The sequence below is a fragment of the Roseibium sp. FZY0029 genome (genome assembly GCF_036350355.1).
GTDB lineage: Bacteria > Pseudomonadota > Alphaproteobacteria > Rhizobiales > Stappiaceae > Roseibium.
In genome coordinates, this window is the sequence record NZ_JAZDVZ010000001.1 from 561,792 (window position 1) to 581,906 (window position 20,115).

A 20,115-nucleotide genomic window follows, 5' to 3' on the forward strand; every position below is an offset into this window, starting at 1 on the left:
TCAGGACCCGGTGATGCCCCCTCTCCCGGCCTACTCAGCGGCGGGCGCGTCGGGGGTCTTGGCTTCAATCGGCCGGCGCGGCGTCACCTTGTGAAGCTTGTCCGCACCGGCAAACATGCCCTCACGCAGCTGCTGGGCAAGGCGCTCCTCGTCCCGGTCGCGTACGTCTTCCTCGATCTGGTCGATCCGGTCGAGCGGGGTTCCAAGCGCTTCCAGCGCCGCGCGGCCGAAGACAACGCTTGATTCGAACGTTTCGCGAATCTGGAAATCGACCCCGCGCTTGGTGAGATCCAGCATATGGGCGCGGTCTGTCGCGCGGCAAAAGATCAGGGCATCGGGGAAGCCTTCGCGAACGAGATCGATTGCCTTACCCATCACCTTGTCGTTTTCGATGCACATGGCGACAAGCGCCGCCTTGCCGGCACCGGCCGCCGCCAGCACATCGGCGCGCGTCGCATCGCCGTAGTAGACCTTGTAGCCCTGCTTACGGGCATAGGCGATGCGGTCCGGCCGGTTATCGATTGCCGTAATCTCCAGCCCCTCGGATGTCAGGAACTGGGCAACCACCATGCCGAAGCGGCCAAAGCCGATCACCAGCACCGTCGGCGTGGCTTCCTCGAAGGTCTCAATGGACGGATTTTCAACACCGCGCGCCTTGACCCTGGCCGCCAGCCGGTCCAGCCCGAGACAGGCGACCGGCGTCAGCAGCATGGTCAGGACCACGATGGCGTTGAGCTGGTTGACGTCCTGGTAGGTCAGCAGGCGTTCGCCAACGGCGGCGGTGAACAGCACGAAAGCGAATTCCCCGCCCTGAGGCAGGGTGACGGCGATGCGCAGGGCGTCGGAATTCGGCGAGCCGGTGCCACGCGACAGGGCCCAGAGGAAAATCCCCTTCACGCCCATGACGCACATCACGCCAATGGCGAGGATCTCCCAATGGCTCATCACCAGATAAAAATCGAGCGACATACCGACAGCGACGAAAAACAGCCCCATCAGCAAAGACCGGAAGGGTTCGATATCCGCTTCCAGCGTGTGCCGGAAACTCGATTCGGCCAGCAGCACACCGGCCAGGAAGGCACCGAGTGCCATGGAGAGGCCCACCGCGTGCATGATACCCGCGCTGCCGAGGGCAACCAGAAGCGCCGCAGTCAGCATGACCTCGCGCGCCCGGCTTGCCGCCAGCAGCAGGAAGATCGGCGACACCAGATATCGGCCTGTCAGGATAACAGCGGCCACCGCCGCCAGAACGATCATGATCTCGCTGGCGATCTGGGTGTAGGTGGACGGCCCCTCCCCCGGTGCCAGAATGGCCACCATCGCCAGAAGCGGCACGATGGCGATGTCCTGAAGCAAGAGGATGCCGAACGCCCGCTGGCCGTAGGCAGACGAAAGTTGACCGCGTTCCTGCAGGATTTGCAACGCGAATGCGGTGGACGAGAGGGCAAGGCCGAACCCCGCCACCAAAGAAGTGGTGAAGGAATAGCCGACAAGTCGCCCAATTGCGTAAAAGGTTACACCGGTGAGAAGCACCTGGGCCGTTCCGAGGCCGAAGATGTCACGCTTCATCCGCCAGAGTTTTCGCGGATCCAGTTCCAGACCGATGACAAAGAGCAGCAGGACAACGCCCAGTTCGGCGACATGAAGCACATCCTCGCCGGATCCCAGAAGCTTAAGGCCATGCGGACCGATCACCGCCCCGGCGGCGAGATATCCGACCACTGACCCAAGCCCCAGCCGCTTGGCGATCGGAACCGCGACGACTGTTGCCGCCAGAAACACGATCGCCTCAACGAAAAATGGAGGGGCTCCTTCTGCTGCCATTCCATCTCCTATGCTGTTAGATCCCGCAGTTTTGCCTGATTACGTCAGGCTAATCCGACCCTCTTCGAAGATATCAGAGAATATGCTCCATCCCTCCATCAAATCCAGCGCCTACGGCAAAAAAGTGCTTTATTTTCAATCAAGGCCCGACCAAACCCTCGAAGGGCTGCACATGTTGATTGCAAGCCGGGACGTCGCTGCGTAGCTTCGCGGAGATCCGGTGAACCAGCTGGAAACACAACGCGCGCTTTGAAGGCCGGGACCTTGCACACTCTCTCCAATGGGGACCCCACACAACGTATGTCCGACCTGTTCGCCTCAATCAATGCCGCCCGCCTTGCCTGCGGTTTTCTGACCCTGTCACAGACGGTGGATGCCCTTGCGGGCAATCACGTTCTGGATCCCTTTTCCACGCTGATATCGGCGGGCGTAACTGCCGGGAAAAACAATATCTTCTATCCAGGCGTGACGCTGAAAGCCTCATCCGGCATGGAGATTCGCCTTGGCGATGGCAACAGCGTGCATGCGGGCAGCCATTTCGAGGCCGTGACAGGCGACATTCTGATAGGCAGCAACAACCAGTTCGGCGAAGGCGGGTTTACCGCCAAGGCCAACAGGCCCGGCGCGGAGATCCGGATCGGCAGCCATGGCCGATACCTTAACAATCCGGCCCTGTTCGGCAGGTGTGTGTTGGGCGATGGCAGCCAGCTCCTCGGCAATATCACCGTCGATAGCTGCACACTGGCGGATGGAGGCTCCTATCAGGAAGACGATCCGGACCTGAGGGCCGGATTGCTGAAAGGCAGCGGCCTTGCCAGAAACCTGACTGTCGCTCGCGGCATGGTCATCGCCGGCAATGGAACGTTCAGCGCGGACGACCTGCTGCCTCAAAGCCACTTTCACCCGAAAGCCTGACTTTCGGGCGCCGTGCCGGTCAGATCAGCCGGTGAGCCCTCAGGAAGGTTTCAAGGCCACCGGCAGTCTCGTAGTGATGGCCGGTCAATCCCGCGCTTTGCGCGCCTTCGACGTTTTCCTCACGGTCGTCGACAAACGCGCTTTCCTCGGGACTGTAGCCGTACCGGCTGCAGATGCGCTCATAGACGAGGGGATCGGGTTTGCGGGCGCTAAACTCTGCCGAGACATGGGCCTTCTCGCCGAATATCTCGATGGTCTCCGGTGCGCAGACCGGCAAGGCATCTTTCAACAGCATGCCGTTGTTGGTGAGAAGTGCGATGTCCGCCGTCGTCTTCAAGCTGCGGACCAGCGACAGCACGTCCGGCCGTGCGCGCATCATTTGACGGCGCACATCCGCCCAGGTTTCGAAGTCTATCGGATACTCGAGCAGCCTTGAAAATTGCTCCAGATAGGCTTTGGCCGTTGCAGGTTCACCCGCCTCGGCCGCATTCTCATGCGGACCACCCCAGACCGACTGGTTGATTTCGGCAGCGGGCCGCCCCGTCAGCTCTTCAAGCAGCTTCAGGCGGATCTGGTGGTCATAATCGTAGAGCACCAGATCCATATCGAAGATAACGAATTTGATTTCAGGCATAGGTCCACCGACAGCCTTGTCAGACCGCCGTTCCGCCGATGGTCATGGCATTGATGCGCATGGAGGGCTGGCCGACACCGACAGGCACGCCCTGCCCTTGTTTGCCGCATGTGCCCATGCCGGGATCGAGCTTCATGTCGTTGCCGATCATGGTGACGCGGGTCAGCGCATCCGGGCCGTTGCCGATCAGCATCGCCCCTTTCACCGGCGCGCCGACCTTGCCGTTCTGGACACGATAGGCCTCGGTGCAGGAAAACACGAACTTGCCGGAGGTGATGTCGACCTGGCCGCCGCCGAAGGAGACGGCGTAAATACCGTCCTTGACCGACGCCAGGATCTCGTCGGGATCCTTGTCACCCGCCATCATCACCGTGTTGGTCATGCGGGGCATCGGAATGTGGGCATAGGATTGCCGGCGGCCGTTTCCGGTCGGCTCCATGCCCATCAGACGCGCGTTCTGGCGGTCCTGCATGTAGCCTTTCAGGATGCCGTCTTCGATCAGCACTGTCCGGCTGGACGGCGTGCCTTCGTCGTCCACCGTCAGCGAGCCGCGTCGATCTGCAATGGTGCCGTCGTCGACGATGGTAACGCCCGGCGAGGCAACGCGCTGCCCCATGAGGCCTGCAAAAGCGGACGTTTTCTTGCGGTTGAAATCGCCCTCCAAGCCGTGACCGACGGCTTCATGCAGCAGGATGCCCGGCCAGCCCGGCCCCAACACCACATCAAAGGTGCCTGCAGGAGCGGGAACCGCTTCCAGATTGACGAGCGCCTGACGCAGTGCCTCATCGACGCCGCCCTGCCAGTTTTCCGTTGTAATAAAACGCTCGAAACCTTCCCGGCCACCACAACCGAAAGAGCCGCTTTCCTGACGGTCATCATTGCCGGCCACAACGGAAATGCTCAATCGCACCATCGGGCGCACGTCACGCACCAGATGACCGTCCGCGCGCAGAATCTCGACCACCTGCCAGGACCCCGCCAGCGACGCAGACACCTGACGCACGCGCGGATCCTTTGCCCGAGCATAGGCATCGATTTCCTGCAGAAGCTTGACCTTGTCCTCAAAGCTCGGTCCGCCAAGCGGATTTGCATCCGTGTAGAGCGTCTGGTTGGTGCGGGCGGGTGCTGCGGCGTAGCTGCCAGAATAGCCCTTCTTGACGGCGCTGACCGCATCGGCGGCCCGTTTCAAAGCCCCCTCGGAAATATCGCCAGCGTGGGCGTAGCCCGCAGCTTCGCCGGCAACCGCCCGGAGACCGAAGCCTTGCGCGGTATCGTAGTTTGCGCCCTTCAGGCGACCATTATCGAACACAAGCCCCTCGCTTTGCCGGTATTCGACAAAAAGCTCACCATCATCCGCGCCATCAAGAGCGTCCTGGGTGATCCGCCTTGCCGTTTCGAGCCCCAGGCCTGAAGATTCGATAAGATCGGTCGTGGAAAGGGTCATCTGTCTGTCCTGATTGCGCCCGGCTCGTCTGGCTGGCGGAGATCACACCGCCAGACCGGGCAACTTGGTTGTTTCTTCCAACATAGGCGTTTTGGCGCGCAATTCATCCCATTAGCGGAGAATTCCACTTGCCAGTTCTCCAGGCCCGAGCTCTCTTTCGAGTTGGGCATTGGGCGCCCTGCCGACTTTATGACCGGAAACGAGTGCCTTGGGAAATGGCTCCCTGGCAAAGCTTTGACTTGCCCTCACCTGCCAGTCTGCCATAAATGCTACCAAGACTTCCCGATCAACCGACAGCAAACTGCAGATCATGAACCGCTACGAAAATCCGCGCATCCCCAGTGAAGCCCGTGTCCGCTACCTGGACGGAGACTATCAGGTGGAAACACCGGGGACTTTCGTACGCTGTGCGGTGACCGGGACCGCGATCCCGCTTGATGAACTGAAATACTGGTCTGTTGCTCGGCAGGAAGCTTATGTCGATGCCAATGCATCCATGAAACGGTACCTGGAAACGCGCTGAGCCGCTTCAGGCAAGGCCAGACAGCCTTATTTTCCGAACTGACGCTGCCGCAGCCGTTCCTTGATAAGGGATGCCAGCCGGTCTTCGTCATCAATTTCCATTCGCACTTCCAGAACGGCCGCGCTGGATGCAATCCAGTGGAACAGTTCGCCTGTCGCGGTTTCCAGCCTTGCCATGTCCTTTGACGTGGTCACCAGCTTGAACCCTGCTTCCTCGGCTTCCGTCAGCAGAGCGCGAACGTCGGCTTGCGTGTAGAGGTGGTGATCGGGAAATTCCCGCGTTTTCTTCACGTCATAGCCAAGCGACTTCAGCGTATCGAAGAATTTTTGCGGCCTGCCGATGCCGGCAAAGGCAAAGAGCCTCAATCCGGCCAGCTCGTCGTTCGGCTGTGGCCGCACATGTGCGTGCAGGATTGGCAACCCCTTGCGTCCGGCCAAATGGATCGCTTCTTCAGCCGCATCGCCCTCGCCCACCAGAACCAGGCAGTCGGCCTTGAGGATCTGCTTCGCCGCCGGGGCCCGCAACGGCCCGGCGGGCAGGCATTTTCCGTTGCCGAAACCAACACTGCAATCGACAAGCACCAGGCTAAGGTCTTTCGCCAGAGCCGGGTTCTGAAATCCGTCATCCATCAGAAGGACGTCGATGGGCTGCTGTTCGGCAAGCCGGGCACCAGCAGGCCTGTCGGCGGAAATCACGGTTGGGCCGTATCTGGCCAGCAACAAGGCCTCGTCCCCCACCACGTCAGCATCGTGCAGACCGGCGTCGACGAGCAGCGGCCCCTTGGCCTTGCCGCCGTATCCACGCAACAGGAAACCGGGACGCAAACCCTCTTCCTGCAGCCGGTAGGACAGTTCAATGGCAAAGGGCGTCTTGCCGGTGCCGCCGACCACGAAATTGCCGACACAGATGATGGGCAACCGGCTCCTGGCTTTCGGTTTCTTCAACATGCGTCGTCCGGAGACGAGGCCATAGATCCAGCCCACCGGCGACAGCAGCCAGCTTGCCAGTGTCGATCCCGGCTTCCACCAGAAGTCGGGCGCCGTCTTCATGCACGGCCCCGAGACTGTGGATTTTCAGGCGCCGGGCCGGATTTTCCGAGCATGGGTTGAAGCACCTTCAGGGTTTCGGCCAATGCGCCGCGCCCGGCCTCAACGAGAGCTCTTGCCGTTTCCGCCTGCTGCCTTGCTTTTTCGGGGTCGCGCAGAAGGTCGCCAACACGCTCCGCCAGATTTTCCGGCAGCTCGGCTTTAAGAGAAGCCTGCCGGATCCAGAAATCCTTGTAGACGGCCCGGGCGTTCGCCACGCGCGGTCCGGTGACCAGCGCCGAGCCCGAAAGCGCGGCTTCCACCGGGTTATGCCCGCCTGCATCGTTAAAAGAACCACCCAAAAATGTCACCGGTGCCAATCTGTAAAAAAGTCCCATCTCGCCCAGTGTATCACCGAGATAGACGTCTGTGTCCGTTTCGATAGCCTGATCGAGGCTTCTGCGTGCGGCGCGCAGGCTACGGGTTTCGATGAGGGCAGCAATCTCATCTGCGCGGGCAGGATGGCGCGGCACCAGAAGCAGCAACAGATCGGGAAATTCCTCGCAAAGGCGGCTGTTGGCGTCCAGCACGATTTCGTCCTCGCCCGGATGGGTCAAAGCCGCGAGCCAGACCGGACGCCCGCCTGTCTGTGTCCTCAAGGCGGCGGCCTGGTCTTCATCCACGGCCGGATCCGGTGCGTCGAATTTCAAGTTTCCCGGTGTTGAAACATTGCTGCAGCCCAAGAGGCGAAACCGCTCGCCATCAGCAGTGCTTTGCGCCAGAACCAGATCGAGGCAGCGGAACAGATATCCCGAAATGCGCGGAAACCGCGCCCAGCTTCGGTAGGACCTATCTGACAAGCGGCCATTCAGCAGCACGAAGGGCGTTTGGCGTGCACGCATTTCGTCAAACAGGCAGGGCCAGATTTCAGATTCCACCACCATCGCCAGATCCGGCGACCAATGGTCGAGAAACCGGGACACCGGGCCAGGAGCATCGAACGGCATGAACTGGTGGATCGCACCTTCAGGCAAACGGCCTTGCGCCAGTTCCGCCGCCGTCACGGTGACGGTGGTCAGCAGCACCTTGTGTCCGGATGCCGTCAGTTCCTCAACCAGCGGCAGCACGGACATGGTTTCGCCGACACTCGCGGCGTGGATCCAGACAAGTGATCCAATGGGGCGGCGTGTTGCCGTGCGGCCGAAACGCTCGCTCTTGCGGGCCGGTACTTCCTTGCCGGACCGGCTGCGAAACCAGAAGAGAAGATTGAACAGAGGCGTCAGGGCCCGGGCAAGGCCCCTGTAGAGACTGAAGACAAGGGGGCGCCGGTCAGCCATCCACCCTTCCGACCAGCTCATACGCCCGTTTCGTTGCCTTGTTGAGCCCGTCCTCGACCTTGAGGCGATAGTCCTCGAGGGTTTCGTCGTCCGCATCTGCGGGCACCCAGATCAGCTCGCCCACAGCGATGCTGCCACGGCCGAAAGGCAGGTTGACGCTGGCCTTGTCCCAACTGTTGAGCTCGATGCTGCGGCTGGTGGCGACGGCCACCGGCAGGACCGGACGGCCTGAATGCTTGGCAAGCTGAACGATGCCGACGCCGGACTTGCGGGCCGGGCCCTTTGGCACATCCGCCGTCATGGCGATGGAATAACCTTCCTTCAACGCACGAAGCGCCTCAATGAAACCGCGCATGCCGCCGCGCTTCTTGATCTGGCGGGCATTCTTGCCGCCGGAGGCACGGATCAGCCCCAGCCCCAGCTTGCGGGCCGCAATCGCGTTGACCTCACCATCGGCGGAGCGGGAAATCATCACCTTGGCCGGCCAGTGGGCCGGCTTGGCGAAAGGCACCATGAAGTGTTGCCCGTGCCACATGGCCACGATCACCGGCAGATCTTTTTCGGACTGTTCGTGGACGCCCTCCGGCTCGATGACGAACCGGTTGGTGCGATAGACCAGCTTCAGATATGCGGCCATCAAAGTGCCGATGCTGGCCAGAACCCAGGGTTGGCGGCCGAGGCGTTTGATCATTTGGTGTTGTCGCCTGAAAGAGCTGTGCTGCCTTTAAGAAGCCGTTTCCGGATCGAGCAAGCGGTGCATGTGGACGATGAAGTAGCGCATATGCGCATTGTCGACCGTCGCCTGCGCCTTGGATTTCCAGGCTTTGTAGGCTTCGGCATAATTCGGATAGATCCCGACGATATCCAGATCGTTCAGGTCCCGGAACGTCAGTCCTTCGGGTGATTCCAGCTCGCCGCCGAACACAAGATGAAGGAGCTGTTTCGGAGTATCGGTGTCACTCATGAATATCCTCGCTTTGGTCGCTGCAATCGTGCCGCTATCCGATCAGATCGTCGAGCACGTCGCGAACAGGCCCGATCAGCGCAACGGGAGCTGCGATCAGGGCCGGGTGGCCGGTCTTGGCGCGGTTGTAGATCAGGTTCCGGCCCGACAGGTCGGTCAATACACCGCCCGCTTCCTGCACCAAAAGATCCGCCGCTGCAAGGTCCCAATCGCTCGGGCCGCCACGCGCAGTGCCGACATCGACCCGACCTGCCGCAACGACGGCCAGCCGATAGGCCAGGGAGCGCAGGATTTCCGTCCCTACAAATCCTGCGGCCACAACATCCTGATTGGCAACGATGGAATGAGGCCCGGTCAGCGTTGCGCCGGAAAGGCCTGTGCGGTCCGAGACTGAAAGTCTCGACCCGTTGAGCCAGGCTCCGCCGCCTGTACGGGCCAGGAACATCTCGTCCCGGCGCGGACAGAAAACCGAAGCGGCAATGGGCCGGCCAGCCTCAACCACGGCAATCGCCACGGTCCATTCGTCCCCACCTGCCAGAAAGGCTCTCGTGCCGTCAATCGGATCGACAATGAAGACACGCTCATGGTTCAGACGGCTGCGGTCGTCGGCCGTTTCCTCCGACAGCCAACCGTAATCCGGGCGCGCGGATCGCAGATAGTCCGCCAGGAACCGATCCACAGCGAGATCGGCCTCCGACACGGGCGACATGCCTGCCTTGCCCTTGTACCAGGTCTCGGGATCCTGACCGAAGAAGCCCAGCGCGATATCGCCAGCCTGGCGCGCGGCCGTTTCCAGCAGACGCAGGTCCGCGTCCCGCCCGGCTTCATCCAGTCCGGCTTCATCCGGTCCGCTGGTCGCCGATCCCTTGTCAGCTTCCGGCAAGGGCCATTCCTTCAATCATCACCGACGGGGTGGCAGCCGAATAGCGATTGTCCAGATCGCTGCCCGGAACGAGCCGTGCGAACATGTCCTTCAGATTGCCTGCAATGGTGATTTCACTGACGGCTTCGACGATCTGGCCGTTTTCAAACCAGAAACCGGCCGCACCGCGGGAATAGTCACCGGTCAGACCGTTGACGCCGTGACCGATGAGATCGGTCACCAGGAGGCCCTGTCCGGCTTCCGCCATCAGTTCTTCCAGCGATTTCTCGCCCGGCATCAACGTGATGTTGGTTGCGCCCGGGGACGTGCCGCTGCCGCTTCGGTGGGCCCGGCCGTTCGGCGTCAACCCCAGTTCACGGGCGGATGCACCATCCAGGAACCAGTGACGCAGGACACCGTCTTCAATGACATCGAGACGTTCCGCGCGCGTGCCCTCGCCGTCGAACGGGCGTGTTGCAGCGCCGCGGCGCTTGAACGGGTCGTCCACCACCTGAATGCCCGGCGCGAACACCGCCTCGCCCATCCGGTCTCTCAGGAAACTGGTCTTGCGCGCAATAGCTGCCCCGTTGATCGCCCCGACAAGGTGACCGAGAATGCTGCGTGCAGCACGCGATTCATAAATGACATTGGCGGTTCGGGTCGACAGTTTGTTCGGATTCAGGCGGCGAACGGCTCTTTCGCCTGCCCTGCGGCCGATCTCCGCCGGCGCCTCCAGATCCTCGAAGAAGGTGCGGCTATCGAAATCGTAGTCCCGCTCCATGCCGGTGCCTTCGCCGGCAACGGCAGTCATGGACATGCCATAGCGGGACGACATGTAGGAGCCTTCAAACCCGTGGCTGGTCGCCAGAACGACCCCGGCCAGGCGCCAGGACGCGCCCGCGCCCCCGGACTTGGTCACACCTTCGACGTCCAGACCGGCGGCTTCCGCTTCCAGCGCGATCTGCGTCAGATCCTCGGCGGTCATTTCCCTGGTGTCCAGAAGCTCAAGCTCCGGAAAGTCCTTCACGAGAAGATCCTGATCGGCAAGGCCGGCATAAGGATCTTCCGGAGCGACCCTGGCCATTGCGACGGCCCGTTCGGCAAGGCTTGCCGGATCATCGAGCCGGTTGGCGGATACGGCCGCAGTGCGTTTGCCGACAAACACCCTCAGCGTAACGTCATCGCCTTCAGCGCGCTCGGTTTCCTCTACCTTGCCTTCGCGGACATCGACAGACAGCGAAACCCCGGTAACCGCAATCGCATCGCAGGCGTCAGCTCCGGCCTTGCGGGCTGCTTCCACCAGACGGGCTGCCCGGGATTGCAGTTCGCTTTGATCAATCAGTTCCGACATCGTGTCCGCTCTCTCGTCTTCTGGTTCGGCAGTTGTTTACGCTCAGCACGGCTGCGCTGCAACTGCCAGAGCAGTTTGCGGGCAATCCAGCCGCTAAAGGACGCGCAAGCCATGGGGGTCAGTCCCCTTATCGGCTGCAAATGGGATTTTGCGCCGGTCGCGGCAAGAGGTTGCAATGCCAAGTCCTGGCGACGGGTTTTCGTAATGGAGACGGCAGGATAGGCCGGATCGGGACAAGGCGGGAAATTCATTCACAGGTTGTATTTCGCTCCATCTGCCACATGACTGAACAAGACCTTACCTGCCTGCTTACATTCCAGTAACCCTCTTATAAATCAGACTTTTTTAACTCTGTATCTTAAGTGGTTCACGACTTTTCATCCGTACATTGAAACACATCGAGAGACCAAAAATGGTCCGACCTAAAGGTCCGGTGGAGAGTCATTTGAGACGTCAAACAGAAATACAGGAAATGGTAGCAACCGGGGCCGGCACGAATACGATGCTGCACCCCGGTTGCCTTCCGGCCCACTTCGAGCAGCGCCTTGAAAACCGGCCGGGCACCCCTTCCCTGCCAGCCGAAATTTTCCTGGACCGCGACAGGGCGGTCATCAAGAGGCGGGTAGCCGGTGTTCCGGTAACGGTGGTGGTGCCTGCACAAGGTTTCGACGGTGTCATGGTGCGGATCGTTCCGGGGGCAGTGCCTGGCGAAATCGTTGCGGCCCTGATCCTGAAACATCCCGACAGCGCGCTATCGATCACTCTGGCGGAAACGGAGAAATCCGACGACCTTGCCGTTCTCTGGAGCCGTTGGGCCCAGGTTTTCAACCTGCCGATGCTGGTGTGCGACCTTGGTGGCAAGGTGAAACCGATCGAAGCTTACAGTGCCGTTCCGGCGGCCAAACCTGCGCCCCGGCGCAAGCTTCGCCTTCTGACAGGCCGCCGTCCACGCTTTCTGAATCGCCGTCTGCCCGGCCGGCAGGAGCCCGCGGCAACCGTTCATGCCAATGAGCGCGAGATTATCGCCCGCACCTGATCCAAGCCTGAGACTTTAAAAAAAGCCCCGTCCTGCGGGGCTTTTTTCGTTACAGCGCGCCGATCATTGCATCGGCAACGAAGCCGAAGAACAGGATCCAGCCATACGTGCTGTTGGACCGGAACAACTGCAGGCACTGATCGCCATCGTCAATATCCAGCACGACGATCTGCCAGCCAAGGTGAACAACACCGGCCAGAATGCCGACAAAGGCGGCCGGGCCGGCATCGGCGAACATCGCCGCCATGAAGAATAGAGCCGTCGCGCAGCTGTAAAGCAGGATCAGGGCCAGCTTGGTGTGCTCACCGAAGAGGCGGGCCGTCGACTTCACCCCCACAAGGGCATCGTCCTCCTTGTCCTGATGGGCGTAGATGGTGTCGTAACCGATCGTCCAGCAGATACCGCCCACATAAAGAAACACGGGGGACCAGGACAGCGAGCCGAAGGCGGCTGCCCACCCCATGAGTGCGCCCCAGGAAAAGGCGAAGCCCAGAAACAACTGCGGCCAGTTGGTGATGCGCTTCATGAACGGGTAGATCGCAACCGGCAGAAGCGAGGCAATACCCAGCCAGATCGTGAAGGTGTTGAACTGCAGCAGCACCGCAAGGCCGACCAGCGCCTGCGCCACCAGAAAGATCTTTGCCTGAAGCTTGCTGACCTGCCCTGCCGGGATCGGCCGTGAGCGGGTCCGCTCGACCTTTGAATCGATATCGACGTCGACAAGGTCGTTATAGGTGCAGCCCGCACCGCGCATGGCAACCGCGCCGATGAAAAACAGAACCATATGCCAAAGGTCCGGCCAGGCCTTTCCGCCGGCAATGGCCGCCAGTGACGCCGACCAGAAACAGGGCCACAGTAACAGCCACCAGCCGATCGGACGTTCCCAGCGGGCCAGGCGGGCATAGGGGCGCAGGCCAGCGGGCAAGCTTGTGTCTACCCAATGCTGTTTGACCGCATCCGCAACCGGCCCCGTGTCGTTGGTGGAAAACACTTTCGATCCGTCCATTCATCAATTATCCGGCGGAAACGCTGACGCATTCCGACCTTGTCCGGTTCTTTTAGCGACATTCGGCAGGAAATTCATCCCGCAAGACGTCACAGATGCGCCAGGGGCGGATTAGACCGCATCACCTGGGCCCCGTCTGCAAAGCTGATCCGGGGACCGGATCTGAAGACAGACATCAACGTTTCCTGCCGCGTCACGGCGGGGCGCCGACCGGCGGAAATGCGCCATTGGCTGCACCGCCAATTGCGGTGTGCGGCCCTCCGTGTTACGTGACGGCCCTCCTGCTTCCATCTTCACGAAGAGACTGCCCGTTTATGAAACTTCTCCTGATAGGATCCGGCGGCCGCGAACATGCGCTTGCCTGGGCACTGGCAAAATCTCCCAAGCTGACAAAGCTCTATGCAGCGCCCGGCAATGCCGGCATTGCCGAGGTGGCCGAACTTTGCAATCTGGATACCACGGATCATCAGGCGGTTATCGGTTTCTGCCGTGACCATGAGATCGACCTTGTCGTCGTCGGTCCCGAAGCACCGCTTGTGGCAGGCCTTGTCGATGATCTGGAAGCAGCCGGCCTCAAGGCCTTCGGCCCTTCGAAAGCAGCCGCCCAACTGGAAGGCTCCAAGGCCTTCACCAAGGGTGTCTGCGACGAAGCAGACATCCCGACGGCGGGATACGGCCGTTTCGACACGGAAGAAGACGCGCTCGCCTACGTTCGCAAACAAGGTGCACCGATTGTCGTCAAGGCGGACGGGCTCGCAGCGGGCAAGGGTGTTGTGGTCGCCATGACCCTGAAAGAAGCCGAGGACGCGGTTACGGCCTGTTTCGAGGGCTCGTTTGGAGAGGCCGGCGCGGAAGTCGTTATCGAAGAATTTCTGGAAGGTGAGGAAGCAAGTTTCTTCGTGCTGTCCGATGGCACCAATGCACTGCCGCTTGCCACTGCTCAGGACCACAAGCGCGCCTATGACGGCGATGAAGGCCCGAACACCGGTGGCATGGGTGCCTATTCGCCTGCACCCGTTCTGACTGACGCGTTGATTGCAGAGGTGATGCAAACCATCATCGAACCGACCATCGCAACGCTCGCCAAACGCGGTACGCCCTTCAAGGGCGTTCTCTACGCGGGCCTGATGATCGGCAAGAATGGCCCGAAGCTGATCGAATACAATACCCGTTTCGGGGATCCAGAGTGTCAGGTGCTGATGATGCGGCTGAAAAGCGATCTGCTTGACCTGTTGCTTGCCAGCGTCGAAGGCCGACTTGACCGGATGACGGCCGACTGGCGCGACGAAGCCGCGCTGACCGTCGTCATGGCTGCCAAGGGTTACCCGGGCAGCTACGACAAGGGCACGGAAATTCGCGGCCTCGACACAGCCGCGACGGACGACGTTGCCGTTTTCCACGCAGGCACCAGACGCAACGGCGCGCAGGTTGTCGCCAATGGTGGTCGCGTCCTGAACGTCACAGCCGTTGGGGCCACCGTTCACGAGGCACAGCAGCGCGCCTATGAGCGCATCCGTGATATCGACTGGCCGGAAGGTTTCTGCCGAAGCGATATCGGCTGGCGCGCCATCGCACGGGAAAGCGAAGGCTGACAGGAGCCTCTTTCCCAATTTTGCGGCCTTTCCCGTTGCGGGACTTGGCGCGCGTGCGCAAACGAAGCTAATCTCCTCTCCAGCGCGGGCTGGGGAGGCAAATGTGAAAAACAACCTGCCGGATCTGTTTCCGGGGTTCGACAGCCTAACTGTCGACGTCAACGATATGCATCTGTTCTGCCGGGTGGGGGGATCCGGTCCACCGCTGCTTTTGCTGCACGGCTATCCGCAATCGCATATCTGCTGGCATAAGATCGCACCACAGCTTGCCGAACACTTCACGGTCGTCTTGCCGGACCTGCCGGGGTATGGCCGGTCGTCTGTCCCGCCGCTGTCGGACGATCATGCTGCTTATTCCAAGCGAAACATGGCAGTGACCATGGTCGACCTGATGAAGGGTCTGGGCCACACGACCTTTTCTCTGGCCGGACACGACCGCGGCGGCCGTGTGGCGTACAGACTGGCGCTTGATCATCCCGAAGTGCTGACCAAAGTCGCCGTTCTCGACATTCTGCCGACCTGTGACTACTGGGACCGGATGGACAGGTTGTTCGGCCTGAAGATCTATCACTGGATGTTTCTGGCCCAGACGGCCCCCTTCCCCGAAAACATGATTTCTGCCGCGCCTGTGGCGTTTCTCGAACACACGCTGGCAAGCTGGACCGCCGCCAACGATCTGTCGTGCTTTTCCAAAGAGGCCATGACTCACAATCGCGATTGGTTCTGCGAACCGGATCGGGTGGCGGCAACCTGCGAGGACTACCGCGCTGGGGCGAGGATCGATTACGAGCATGACCACGCAGACCTCAAGGCTGGAAAAAAAATTGAGCCTCCCCTCCTCGCGCTTTGGGGAAACAAAGGCATCGCGACCAGCGTCGATAATCCGCTTCAGGTCTGGCAAAGCTGGTGCGCGAGCGCGACCGGCACCTCAGTTGCCTGCGGACATTTCCTCCCTGAAGAAGCCCCGGAGGAAACTGCTGCAGCCTTGATTGCATTTTTCAAAAACACGGCGGAATTGTCCTGAAAACGAGACCCTATCAAGGGTTGCCGAACCTGCTCAAGCAGGAGGAGCGCACCGCAAGTTGACGCCGGTAAAGATGATTGGAGAACACCAATTGAATTCTTTTTCGGCACGTCTTTCAGCAGATAATGAACAGATACAGCTCGAATCGAAACAGTGAAATCATCACCGCCCGCGGCTTTTTTCTTAATAAGCTTTAAGGAACACATTCAAAACAATTTAACCAATACGGCCTATTGAGAAAATTGGCAGTGGTCGTTTGCATAAATTCACCTTGTCCGGTGGCCATAACAAAGAGTGGACTGTCCTTGCCGGAACAAGAGGAGCTGCGGCTGCTCGGGGGAACAGATGCAACGCCAGGGAAAGCAAAAGTTACGGCAACGGAAGAACTTGCGCGACGAGACACCGCGCACGCAGACGCTTGGCAAAGGTCCGAGCGCCCTCGTTGACCAGCTTCTCGCCCGGTGGTGCAAGGATGAAACCTGTTTCGAAAAACCGCTCCGGGTCGTTTTTCTGTCGTTTCTCTGCCTGACGGTCGCTGTCCTTACCTTTCAGAATGTCATTACGGAATATCGAACGCTCAGCGAGCCGCAGGATCTGATCGTGCGCACCACCGAGCGGCTGCTGATGCACCAACGGACGCTCGGGGAGCAGGCGCTCGATCAGGCCGTCAGCGTTGTCAGCGCCGACACCGACTTGCAGACTGCTATCCGCAAGAGAGATCCGGCCAACATCAAGGCGGTTGCCGACAGGGTCTTCGCCGGAAAGGCTACAGATCTCAACATCGCGGAACTGACGATCTACTCTGCCGACCAAAAGGTCATCTATCGCGCCCAGAGCAACCATTCCGCAAACCGGAATGCCGGCAGCTTCCAATCCGAGCTGAACTCCAGCAGGTTCCGTGAAGTCGATGCGATCGAACTCGGCCCGAACAACGAATTCGTTGTCAGCGTGTTCAAACCCTGGCTCGTCGACGGTACCCGCATCGGCTATCTGAAGCTTGCGATCAACATCGAACAATCGCTCGCGCTGGCCAGCTCCGCGGTCAATGCACAGATCTTCAAGGCCTTCGAAATCTCCGATGCCGACGACAGCAGCACCGTTCACTACAAGGTTCTCGGAAACCTGACGCCGACCGGCTTCAACTTCGAAAAAGTCACTTCCAACGGTCATTTCGCCGGCCTCAGCAGCTTCACCATTCAGGACGGCAAGGTGTTCATGGTTCGAGACCTGCCGATTACGGTCGTCAGCACTGACCATGATGTAAAGCTTCTGCTGGTAAAGGACATCACCAGCAACATCTGGGGCTTTGCCAAGGGGACGCTGCTGTCGCTGATGGCGGGCGTCGGTCTGGCCTTGCTTGCCTGGACCGTGGTCTTCCGTCTCCTGTCCCGTCTTCAGTCCTCCGTCCAACTGACACGTTCCCGTCTGGAAGCAGAGGTTCTGGAGAACACCCGCAAGCTGGAAAGCAGCACAAAACAACTAATCGAGGCACAGCGGATTGCGCATGTCGGCAGTTGGGAACGGGACATTTCTTCGAATGAAATCGTCGGATCCGAGGAATACTACCGGATCATGAAGATCCCGCCCGATCTTCCGCCAAACCAGGTCCAGAAATTTCTGTTTTCCCGCATTCCCGGTGACGAACGGAGGAAGACCCTGGAGGCGGTCAATGCCGCCGTGAAAACCTGTGGCGAATTCGACCTCGAACATCCCATGGCGCATGACGACGGCAGCATCCAGTATCTGCATGTTCGCGGGTACGTGCTTGCCGGGCCTGACGGCAAGGCAGCCAAGCTGGTCGGCACCATTCACGACATCACCGACCGCTGTCTGGCGGAACGCAGAAACCATCTGCTCGCGCATATTCTGGAGTCGTCTCTCAACGAGATCTACATCCTGGACGCCTCAACCTTCCAGATCGAACATGCCAACCGTTGTGCCCTCACCAATCTCGGCTACACGCTGGAAGAGCTCAAGTCCCAGAAAATCGGCGATATCGATCTTGTTTATGACCCAAGCACCGTTCGCCGGCATGTGGCGCTGCTGCTGAGAGGGCACCGAGACAGCCTGTCGGCCGAAAGCGTTCACCGGCGCAAGGACGGCAGCGAATATCCGGTCGACCTCAGGGTGCAGATCCTGCGCGACCAGGACCGAGATCTGCTGGTGGCAATTGCCAATGACGTGTCGGAACGGGTGCAGCGGGAAAACGAAACCCGCGAAGCCAAGATACGGGCCGAACGTCTCGCCTATTTCGATCCGCTGACAAAACTGTCCAACCGCGCCGGCTGCCAACGCGATGCCAAGGAACGTTTTGCCCGGCGTGAAAAACCGGCCTTCCTGATCCATGTCGACATGGACGGGTTCAAGCGGGTCAACGATACGCTTGGCCATCTTGCTGGCGATCAGTGCCTGGAAGAAACCGGGCGGCGGCTTCGGGAAGTCTGCCGGGGGCTGGGCACGGCCTATCGCTGGGGCGGCGACGAATTCGTCATCCTCGCAGAAGGGGGCACGTCGGATCCGAACGAGTTGTGCGAACGCGCTCGCCGGATCATGCGGATGCCGATGGAATTCAATGGCCACAGGTTCTGGCCGACCGTCAGCATGGGCCTGGCCCTTTGCCCGGATGATGGCGACGACTTCGAAACGCTCCTGGTCAATGCCGACCTCGCCCTTTACCAGTCCAAGGAAAACGGCAAGGACCGCTACACATTCTTCCGGCCGGACATGCGCACCGACAGCGAAACGGAAGCGCAGATCGAGCTGGAACTGAAGGATGCGGTCAAGAACGACCAGTTCTTCCTCGTGTTCCAGCCGCAGGTCAATCTGCGCTCCCAGTCCGTTACGGGCATAGAGGCGCTGGTGCGCTGGCAGCATCCGGAGCGCGGCACCGTCTCCCCTGCGGAGTTCCTGCCCGTCGTTGAAAAATCCGGGCTGGCTCCGATCCTGGGCGAGATCGTCATCGACAAGGCCTTTGCCGCCGCCCGGTCCTGGATCGACCAGGGGATCGACTTCGGCCGTATTTCCGTGAACGTCTCCCCCTCGCATCTCTCGTCCGGGCTGCTGCTCGATCACTTCAAGGCCGCCATGGAAAAACACGATATCGGTCCGGAGCATATCACCGCCGAGGTCCTGGAATCCGTGTTCCTGAACGACAACCGGTCCGGGCACCTGGCGGCACTGCGGGAGCTATTCGAGCTCGGGGTCCATATCGAGCTGGACGATTTCGGAACCGGATATGCGTCGCTCTCACATGTTTCCGATCTGCCTATCAATGGGCTGAAGATCGACCGTTCCTTCACCCGTCAGATGCTTCAGGACGCAAAGAAGGAAGTGATCGTCAACCAGCTCATCCACCTGGCCAGATCGCTCAATATCGGCGTCGTCTGCGAGGGTGTCGAGACCGACGCTCAATACGACCGCCTGAGGATGATGGGCGATTTTTCGATCCAGGGTTACCTGATCGCCCGGCCGATGCCTTTCCATCAGGCAACGGACTGGATGTCGGAAGCGACGGACGACCTTTATTTCGTGATCTAAAATCCCCAGGCACCGAGTGACGGTTTTGGACCGGGATGGACTTTGGCAGCACCCGGACGGTTGGCAAGGCGCGTTTCAACCCCCATGTGCAGGAGGTCATACCCTCACTGCCGGATCCGGAACATGCCCTCCACCACTTCCCCCACAATCGGTCTCGCCCTTGGCGGCGGCGGCGCGCGTGGTCTTGCCCACATCCCCGTGCTGGAAGCTCTTGACGACCTTGGCATAAAACCCGTGCGGATCAACGGCACGTCGATCGGTGCCCTGATGGGAGCCGCCTATGCCAGTGGTCGCAGCGGCCAGGAAATCCGCGACATTGCGCTGGAGATTTTTGCTGATCGCAACAGCGTTCTGTCGCGCCTCTGGCAATTGAGACCACGCAAGTTCGCAGATGTGTTCCGTGGCGGCCCGGTGCAGTTCGACCCGCTGCGCGTGCTGGAAGTGTTTGTCTCAGACTATCTGTCCGAAACGTTCGAAGATCTGGACATCCCGCTGCGCATGCTGGCGACGGACTTCTATCGCTGCGAGGAAGTGGATTTTGAAAGTGGCCCCTTGCTGCCTGCCCTGGCCGCCTCGATAGCGATTCCCGCGGTTTTCAGACCCGTGCGCTATGGCGACCGGTTTCTGATCGACGGCGGTGTCGTCAATCCACTGCCTTTTGACGGTCTCAGGGCGAATTGCGATATCGTGATTGCCGTTGATGTCGTTGGGGCGCCGGTTCCACGGGAAAACAAGGACGACATCAGCATGCTGGACTCGCTGTTCGGCTCGTCCCAGATCCTCATGCAAACCATCACCAAGCAAAAACTGAAGTCAGATCAACCGGATATCCTGGTCAGCCCGCCTCACGACTCGATCCGTGTTCTGGATTTCATGAAAGCAGAGAGCATTCTGGATAAGGCAGAGTCCTTGCGTACAGTTACAAGGGAACAACTGGAGAAACTGATAAAAGAAACAATGGCAGTTACTTGATGGCAACAATCTCTGATTTATACGTATAATTCCTTTTTATTGAACCTGTCTTTGCCTTTAACACATCAT

General features: G+C 60.1%; 17 protein-coding genes. 7 read left to right on the forward strand and 10 right to left on the reverse strand.

Annotation, left to right across the window (positions count from 1 at the left end; genetic code table 11):
- Nucleotides 1-30: 30 nt before the first annotated feature.
- Nucleotides 31-1,824 (reverse strand): monovalent cation:proton antiporter-2 (CPA2) family protein, encoded by a 1,794-nt coding sequence (locus V1T76_RS02595; protein WP_330559051.1) that lies wholly within the window; start codon nucleotides 1,822-1,824, stop codon nucleotides 31-33.
- Nucleotides 1,825-2,124: 300 nt separating this feature from the next.
- Here V1T76_RS02595 and V1T76_RS02600 point away from each other — a divergent pair, with 300 nt between their 5' ends.
- Nucleotides 2,125-2,739 carry an AraC family transcriptional regulator gene (locus V1T76_RS02600; protein WP_330559052.1) on the forward strand — a complete coding sequence of 205 codons (615 nt, stop codon included), beginning with the start codon at nucleotides 2,125-2,127 and terminating at the stop codon, nucleotides 2,737-2,739.
- A gap of 19 nt (nucleotides 2,740-2,758) precedes the next feature.
- Here V1T76_RS02600 and V1T76_RS02605 read toward each other — a convergent pair whose 3' ends face one another.
- Together V1T76_RS02605 and tldD are read right to left on the reverse strand one after the other, a co-directional pair.
- Nucleotides 2,759-3,373: an HAD family hydrolase gene (locus tag V1T76_RS02605; RefSeq protein WP_330559053.1), complete on the reverse strand. Its 615-nt coding sequence runs from the start codon at nucleotides 3,371-3,373 to the stop codon at nucleotides 2,759-2,761.
- 19 nt (nucleotides 3,374-3,392) lie between these two features.
- Complete coding sequence (gene tldD, locus V1T76_RS02610) at nucleotides 3,393-4,817, reverse strand: metalloprotease TldD (RefSeq protein ID WP_330559054.1); 1,425 nt, start codon at nucleotides 4,815-4,817, stop codon at nucleotides 3,393-3,395.
- Between the two features lie 307 nt (nucleotides 4,818-5,124).
- On the opposite strand from tldD, the gene V1T76_RS02615 reads away from it, so the two are divergent.
- Entirely contained in the window at nucleotides 5,125-5,340 is a 216-nt protein-coding gene (locus V1T76_RS02615; protein ID WP_330559409.1) for a DUF2093 domain-containing protein, read from the forward strand.
- Nucleotides 5,341-5,366: 26 nt separating this feature from the next.
- Here the strand turns inward: V1T76_RS02615 and lpxK are convergent, their stop codons facing one another.
- The 6 genes from lpxK to V1T76_RS02645 are packed head-to-tail and all read right to left on the reverse strand — an operon-like array spanning nucleotide 5,367 to nucleotide 10,879.
- Nucleotides 5,367-6,389 (reverse strand): tetraacyldisaccharide 4'-kinase, encoded by a 1,023-nt coding sequence (gene lpxK / locus V1T76_RS02620; protein WP_330559055.1) that lies wholly within the window; start codon nucleotides 6,387-6,389, stop codon nucleotides 5,367-5,369.
- A complete protein-coding gene (locus V1T76_RS02625) occupies nucleotides 6,386-7,702 on the reverse strand; it encodes a 3-deoxy-D-manno-octulosonic acid transferase (RefSeq protein WP_330559056.1) in 1,317 nt (438 codons plus the stop codon). The genes lpxK and V1T76_RS02625 overlap by 4 nt, the downstream gene beginning before the upstream one ends.
- Nucleotides 7,695-8,393: a lysophospholipid acyltransferase family protein gene (locus V1T76_RS02630; RefSeq protein WP_330559057.1), complete on the reverse strand. Its 699-nt coding sequence runs from the start codon at nucleotides 8,391-8,393 to the stop codon at nucleotides 7,695-7,697. Before V1T76_RS02630 ends, V1T76_RS02625 begins: the two co-directional genes overlap by 8 nt.
- 33 nt (nucleotides 8,394-8,426) lie before the next feature.
- Complete coding sequence (locus V1T76_RS02635; protein WP_330559058.1) at nucleotides 8,427-8,666, reverse strand: DUF4170 domain-containing protein; 240 nt, start codon at nucleotides 8,664-8,666, stop codon at nucleotides 8,427-8,429.
- Nucleotides 8,667-8,700: 34 nt separating this feature from the next.
- Entirely contained in the window at nucleotides 8,701-9,549 is an 849-nt protein-coding gene (locus V1T76_RS02640; RefSeq protein ID WP_330559059.1) for a 3'(2'),5'-bisphosphate nucleotidase CysQ, read from the reverse strand.
- Nucleotides 9,536-10,879, reverse strand: a complete 1,344-nt coding sequence (locus V1T76_RS02645; protein WP_330559060.1) for a TldD/PmbA family protein — start codon at nucleotides 10,877-10,879, stop codon at nucleotides 9,536-9,538. The genes V1T76_RS02640 and V1T76_RS02645 overlap by 14 nt, the downstream gene beginning before the upstream one ends.
- 445 nt (nucleotides 10,880-11,324) lie before the next feature.
- On the opposite strand from V1T76_RS02645, the gene V1T76_RS02650 reads away from it, so the two are divergent.
- On the forward strand, nucleotides 11,325-11,915 hold the full coding sequence (locus V1T76_RS02650) for a DUF6101 family protein (RefSeq protein ID WP_330559061.1): 591 nt from the start codon (nucleotides 11,325-11,327) through the stop codon (nucleotides 11,913-11,915).
- A 49-nt stretch (nucleotides 11,916-11,964) separates the two neighbouring features.
- Here the strand turns inward: V1T76_RS02650 and ubiA are convergent, their stop codons facing one another.
- A complete protein-coding gene (ubiA, locus tag V1T76_RS02655; protein WP_330559062.1) occupies nucleotides 11,965-12,921 on the reverse strand; it encodes a 4-hydroxybenzoate octaprenyltransferase in 957 nt (318 codons plus the stop codon).
- Nucleotides 12,922-13,235: 314 nt separating this feature from the next.
- Here ubiA and purD point away from each other — a divergent pair, with 314 nt between their 5' ends.
- From purD to V1T76_RS02675, 4 genes are all read left to right on the forward strand, one after another.
- A complete protein-coding gene (gene purD / locus V1T76_RS02660) occupies nucleotides 13,236-14,513 on the forward strand; it encodes a phosphoribosylamine--glycine ligase (RefSeq protein WP_330559063.1) in 1,278 nt (425 codons plus the stop codon).
- Between the two features lie 103 nt (nucleotides 14,514-14,616).
- A complete protein-coding gene (locus V1T76_RS02665) occupies nucleotides 14,617-15,537 on the forward strand; it encodes an alpha/beta hydrolase (RefSeq protein WP_330559064.1) in 921 nt (306 codons plus the stop codon).
- Nucleotides 15,538-15,924: 387 nt separating this feature from the next.
- On the forward strand, nucleotides 15,925-19,074 hold the full coding sequence (locus V1T76_RS02670) for an EAL domain-containing protein (protein ID WP_330559065.1): 3,150 nt from the start codon (nucleotides 15,925-15,927) through the stop codon (nucleotides 19,072-19,074).
- A gap of 123 nt (nucleotides 19,075-19,197) precedes the next feature.
- Nucleotides 19,198-20,046, forward strand: a complete 849-nt coding sequence (locus V1T76_RS02675) for a patatin-like phospholipase family protein (protein WP_330559066.1) — start codon at nucleotides 19,198-19,200, stop codon at nucleotides 20,044-20,046.
- The last annotated feature ends 69 nt before the right edge of the window (nucleotides 20,047-20,115 follow it).

Coding starts and splice junctions, on each gene's coding strand:
- V1T76_RS02595 (WP_330559051.1), bottom strand. CDS start 1,824: ATGGCAGCAGAAGGAGCCCCTCCATTTTTCGTTGAGGCGATCGTGTTT.
- V1T76_RS02600 (WP_330559052.1), top strand. CDS start 2,125: ATGTCCGACCTGTTCGCCTCAATCAATGCCGCCCGCCTTGCCTGCGGT.
- V1T76_RS02605 (WP_330559053.1), bottom strand. CDS start 3,373: ATGCCTGAAATCAAATTCGTTATCTTCGATATGGATCTGGTGCTCTAC.
- tldD (WP_330559054.1), bottom strand. CDS start 4,817: ATGACCCTTTCCACGACCGATCTTATCGAATCTTCAGGCCTGGGGCTC.
- lpxK (WP_330559055.1), bottom strand. CDS start 6,389: ATGAAGACGGCGCCCGACTTCTGGTGGAAGCCGGGATCGACACTGGCA.
- V1T76_RS02625 (WP_330559056.1), bottom strand. CDS start 7,702: ATGGCTGACCGGCGCCCCCTTGTCTTCAGTCTCTACAGGGGCCTTGCC.
- V1T76_RS02630 (WP_330559057.1), bottom strand. CDS start 8,393: ATGATCAAACGCCTCGGCCGCCAACCCTGGGTTCTGGCCAGCATCGGC.
- V1T76_RS02635 (WP_330559058.1), bottom strand. CDS start 8,666: ATGAGTGACACCGATACTCCGAAACAGCTCCTTCATCTTGTGTTCGGC.
- V1T76_RS02645 (WP_330559060.1), bottom strand. CDS start 10,879: ATGTCGGAACTGATTGATCAAAGCGAACTGCAATCCCGGGCAGCCCGT.
- ubiA (WP_330559062.1), bottom strand. CDS start 12,921: ATGGACGGATCGAAAGTGTTTTCCACCAACGACACGGGGCCGGTTGCG.
- purD (WP_330559063.1), top strand. CDS start 13,236: ATGAAACTTCTCCTGATAGGATCCGGCGGCCGCGAACATGCGCTTGCC.
- V1T76_RS02675 (WP_330559066.1), top strand. CDS start 19,198: ATGCCCTCCACCACTTCCCCCACAATCGGTCTCGCCCTTGGCGGCGGC.